The organism is Mailhella massiliensis (assembly GCF_020741395.1).
Taxonomy (GTDB): Bacteria; Desulfobacterota; Desulfovibrionia; order Desulfovibrionales; family Desulfovibrionaceae; genus Mailhella; species Mailhella massiliensis_A.
The window spans coordinates 1-4547 of record NZ_DYZA01000007.1 but is presented as its reverse complement, the minus strand read 5'-3'; the positions used below and the strand labels follow the sequence as shown (position 1 = coordinate 4547).

The 4547-nt window shown below is 59.4% G+C and carries 3 protein-coding genes; 2 read left to right on the top strand and 1 reads right to left on the bottom strand.

Features of this window, described 5'->3' with window-relative positions; genetic code table 11:
• Positions 1-166: 166 nt before the first annotated feature.
• Positions 167-679: an AbrB family transcriptional regulator gene (locus tag K8W16_RS00295; protein ID WP_304120154.1), complete on the top strand. Its 513-nt coding sequence runs from the start codon at positions 167-169 to the stop codon at positions 677-679.
• A gap of 851 nt (positions 680-1530) precedes the next feature.
• Here the strand turns inward: K8W16_RS00295 and K8W16_RS00290 are convergent.
• On the bottom strand, positions 1531-2436 hold the full coding sequence (locus K8W16_RS00290) for a TIGR00269 family protein (protein WP_304120152.1): 906 nt from the start codon (positions 2434-2436) through the stop codon (positions 1531-1533).
• Positions 2437-2698: 262 nt separating this feature from the next.
• Between K8W16_RS00290 and K8W16_RS00285 the strand changes: the two genes are divergently transcribed.
• Complete coding sequence (locus K8W16_RS00285) at positions 2699-4369, top strand: hypothetical protein (protein WP_304120150.1); 1671 nt, start codon at positions 2699-2701, stop codon at positions 4367-4369.
• The last annotated feature ends 178 nt before the right edge of the window (positions 4370-4547 follow it).

Below are 4547 nucleotides of genomic sequence, written 5' to 3'. Positions count from 1 at the left end.
CTTCCGGCCATGGAAAAGCGAGGGAAAGAGGGGAGCAGGTGCGAATATGCAACGTCCCGGCATAGTGTTGCGGACTATCTGCGGACATTGGCGATATCCATGAAAAAACTGCAATTCATGTTTGCAACGCGTATGATTTCAAGGTAAAATTGAAAAATCTCCAGCGATGAGGTCCGCCATGAATCATCAGATACTTATGCTTGTCGTTTGCGGAACAGCCATGGGCTGCCTTTTCAAATATCTGAATATTCCCGGAGGGTGCATGCTCGGGGCCGTGGTGGGAAGCATGACGGTGAAGCTTCTCGGCATTGCCGACGCGCAGATGCCTTCGCTTTTTTACAATGCCGCGCAGATAGCCATAGGCATCTGCGTAGGCTCCATGATTTCTCTGGACATGCTGGCAGGCATGAAGGATCAGATCCCCGTCATGGTACTGAGTACCGTTATTCTGCTTCTGGCGGGGCTGGGATCGGCCTTTGTGGTGCGGCACATGACGGATCTGGACGTGACAAGTTCCATCCTGGCCACTTCACCCGGAGGACTCAACGCCGTAATCGGTCTTGCCGATGCGGCGGAGCATTTGCCTACGATCATGGCGTTCCAGATGATGCGCCTTTATGTGGTCATATTGCTTGTGCCGGTATTCTGCTGGTGCATGAAGTTTTTTTTCCATAAGTAGGGCGTCTTCCGGCCCGGAGCGTGGCGTCCGTTTTCCGACGTATGGGCTCGTGTTCAAGGAGGGGCTGTAGGCCGGGCCTTGAGCCTTGCCCTGAGGAATATGCAGGACCAAAGGGCTTTGTCAAAAAAAAACGGCATGCCGGGTTCCACAAGGAGCCGGGCGTGCCGTTCTTTTTTGGGGAGATACCGGGCTGAGACCCGTCTCCGGCAGGAATATGTTGTTTTTAAGACGAAAAGCCCCTCGCCGTAACCGGCAAAGGGCTGAAAAGATTATCTGCGCGGGCCGCCGGGGCGAGGCATGCCGCCGGGCCTGAAGGCAGGTGGTCGGAAAGTATTTCCACCGGCCGGGCGTACCATGGGAGGTCTCGGGCCGCCGGGCCTTCCCGGAGCCATGGCCGGATGCCTCGGTCTGCCGGGACGCATTGCAGGCGGACGAGGCCCTCCCGGCGGAGGGCCGGGAGGCCGGATACCGTGCATCGGCGGGCGATGCGGAGGCGGAAGAATACCGTGCGGCGGGTGCGGCGGCCGGGGGCGCACGAGTATGGGGGGCGGCAGCACGGGGAAGAGGAGGGAAGTTCCGTAATACCCCGGCGTATAATATCCTCCTGTACCTATGCCGATGCTTCCGGCGTAAATGCCGCCCGGACCGAAGGCCACGCTTCCCGACACGTCCGGCCCATAGGGATCCGGGGCGCAACCGACAAGAGCGAGGGAGAACAGGATGGCAAGAAATCTGCTCTTCATGGGATTCTCCTTCGTAAGAGACACTGGGAAATCCTGCCTGTACACCTTGCAGAATAGGCGTTTTCCGGGAAAAGACAAGTTTCGTTTTGTTACAGGTGGAAGACTTTGTTACTTCTGGGCGGCAAGGGCTTCACGGATGCGGCAGACGCCGCATATCTCCGAGGAAGTGGGATAGCCGCAGCGGACGCAGGGTTGCAGGGTTTGGCCCTTCTGTTGTTCCTCCTGCTGAAAGGCGGGCTTGCCGCGTTCCAGAAAACCGTGGTAGAAGTCCATTTTTCTTCCGGGCATTTTTTCTTCCAGTTCAAGCCACAGGCCTTTCAGCGTGGAGAAGCTGGCCCCTTCACTGTAGGGGCAGGGGGCATAGTGGTTTTCTATACCCATAAGAAAAGCGTAGTTGGCAGTTTCAAATTCCGTGACTCGCCAGAACGGTTTTACTTTTCTGGTGAAGCCGTCGGAGTCTTCCAGAAGGGGGCCCTGATCGCTGAGGTAGGCCCTGTCCCAGCGCAGGGTATTGCTGGTGAGGCGGGCCACTTCATCGTCAAGGTTGTGGCCGGTGGCGAGCACATTGAAGCCGCCCTCTCGTGCTGTCTGATTGAAGTAGTAGCGTTTGATTTTACCGCAGGCGGAACAGACGGGGCGACGGAGCGCGGCCTTCACACCGGGAATAGCCAGGCCCTCGGCGGCCATATCGCGGATGATGAGGGGAAAATCGTATTTTTTGCAGAAGCGTTCCACTACACCCCGCGCGGCAGGTGAGGATTCCGGGATGCCGAGATCGATGTGCAGGCCCGTGACATTATAGCCCTGCCGCCCCAGTTCCAGCATGAGGGCGAGGGAATCCTTGCCGCCGGAAAGAGCTACCAGCACACGATCGCTCCGGGTCATGAGCTTGTGTTCCCGGATGCCTCTGTCCACCTGCCGGGAAAAGAAATCCAGAAAGCAGTCGGGGCAGAAGGCGGTATTGTGGCTGGGCAGGGAAACAACGGCGCGGGAACGGCAGCGGCGGCACTTCATGGGGAACCTCGTGGCGGAGAATAGGGATCTGTACAAGAGCGCAGACGTGCAGGCCCGCACTTCACAGACGCCGAGGAATACGCTAAAAAACAAGAAGTGTAAATTTATGCCAACCCGCCCGGAATTTTCGGGTAAGACGGAGTCCCCGCCCATGGCCGCCCCTTCGCGTTTTTTCCGTAACCTGGCAGTATGCTTTGCCGTTTTGCTTTGTGCCGGCGGCGGAGCATGGTTTTTTCTTTTTCATGAAGGGCAGGCTCCCACAGTGAAGACGGCTCCTGCCGTGCCGAGCGGAGCAGTGATTTCCGAGGAAGAAACTTCTGCGCCTCCAGCGCCGGCCGTGCGGGAGAATGTCGGGCAGGAAAAAGCACGGGGCGAGGTGCGGGAAGAGCAAAAGGCCGGGGAAGTATCGGCAGCCATTACTACGGAATCCCGTCCTGTCCCTGCCGATCCGGAGGCGGATACACTGGCCCGCGTGGAGCAGGCCATGAAGGAGAGCGGCCCCACGCTTCCCGGAGGGGACAGCGCTTCGGGAACGGTGGAGAACAGGCCTCCCGTTCAGGATATGCAGAGGCAGGATTCCGTGGTGACTGTCGCCTTTGTGCGCGACGTTGCCCGCTGGCTTGTATCGGGATATGTGCCTTCGCGCAGGGAGGGGCGCGGAGGTCGTACCACGGCTACGCTCATGTATGGGAATTTTCGCTACAGCAATTCCGGCGCACTTCGCAGTGTGGAGCGCGACCCGCTGAAAAGCCGCTCCGGCGTTCTGAACTATGTATTCACTCCGGGCATGTTGAAAGCTCTGTACCGCATGTATGCGCCGTGCTTTGTGGAGGAAATGGAACGTGCGGCCCGGAGCGGCCGTTCGCCGCTTTCCGATGCGCAGGTTGCGGACATGTTCTTGGTGTATGCCGGGGAGTTTCAGCGTCTTTCCGCTTCGCTGGACGCAGCCGCCGGGGCGGATCTTGCCGCTCTTTCCTCGGCCGTACGCCGTGCGGCGGAAAAGGAAGCCGCCGCTAACGACGGTTTCGCCCGCGCCTATACCGCGCTTTCCCTGGCCAGAGAAGCGGGAAACAAGGAAGAGGTGGCCATACAAAGCCGCCGCATGGAGGAATGTTCCCGTGAGGCGGGTATGTATGCCGCAAGGCAGGAAAGGGCCCGTGCTGATATGGTTCATGCCATTCGCCGCAGTGCGGAGGGGAAAACGCTTTCCAGTGCGGAACTGGTGTTTCTTGGGGAATGGTTGAGCCGTCGCCGTGCTTCCGAGGAGTCCGTGCGCGCGGCGGCGTTTGTCTGCCGCAGTATGGCCGGGCTTTGCGAACAGCGCGCACGGCTTGTTCTTTTCCCGGAAGCGGCGGTGGAAGGGGAGAACAGGCAGGCGGAGGTGCAGAATGTCATTTCCCCGGAAGCGGAACCCTCTTCGGTGAAGGAGGAGTCCGCCGCTGCTCCCGAAGCCCGGGATGAGACTTCCGCCGTGGAGGTCTCTGGCAGGATACAGACGCCTGTCGGTAAAACTCCCGACCCCGGGGACGGGAGAGTGCCGGAAGGGGCTTCTTCCGAGTCTTTTGTCAGGGAAGTTTCCGGCCCCCTTTCCTTTGCACCGCCTTCTTCAGATACGGAGGCTGGGGGCGCTTCGGCGGGGAGCCTTGCAGAACCTGCCGCGGAGGCTTCAGCATTGCCCGGAGAAGCGGCCGGCGGTCAGGGGAAAGAGGTTTTACAGACGACGCCCTCTCCGTCCGGGGAGCGGGCGGAAACTTCCGCTCCTGCGGCATACTCCGAGCCCGCTCCGCAAAAGGCGGCTGCCTCTTCGGAATGTGCGGAGGCTACAGGTGAGCCGTTTTCCGCCGCGCTTTCCGGCGGTAGTGCCGGAGCTTCCCCGGAGAGGGAAGGCGCTGGGGCCGCAGGTGCTTCATCGGAGGAGCCTTCGCAGCCGTAGATGTTTTTCTTAATAAGAAGCCGGGCTTTCAGGGAAGGCCCGGCTTCTTGGTTAAAAGAAAACCCCCAGCTAGGCTGGGGGTTCCCGAAAACTTATAGTTATGCGTAGGTTATAAACACTCCTTTTGATTTGCTAAGAAAGAGGTGCGGTCTGGCAACTGCGCCCATAAGCAAATCAA